The organism is Stenotrophomonas sp. SrG (assembly GCF_050031795.1).
GTDB lineage: Bacteria > Pseudomonadota > Gammaproteobacteria > Xanthomonadales > Xanthomonadaceae > Stenotrophomonas > Stenotrophomonas rhizophila_A.
On record NZ_JBNBBE010001555.1, the window covers coordinates 1 to 232 of the forward strand.

Consider the following 232-nt stretch of genomic DNA (forward strand, 5'->3'; position numbering starts at 1 on the left):
CGGCTGTCGGCCACGCCCTGGTTGTTGGCGGCAGCAAAGCCCGGGGTGTCGGGGGTGGCGATGAAGTGCAGGCGCGGGTCGGCAGTTGCATGGCGCTGCACGATGTCCAGCGTGCCATCGTCGGACTTGTTGTCGACCACGCGGATCTCGGCGACCTCGTCGGCCGCGCGCAACCGCGTCAGGCATAGGTCCAGCGTGCTGGCACTCTGGTAGCTGACGATGATGACGGCTA

The 232-nt window shown here is 67.2% G+C and carries 1 protein-coding gene; it reads right to left on the reverse strand.

What is annotated here, in order from left to right; genetic code table 11:
• The coding region (locus ACQG3P_RS24585) for a glycosyltransferase family 2 protein (protein ID WP_426806508.1) at positions 1-232 on the reverse strand (232 nt) is incomplete at both ends.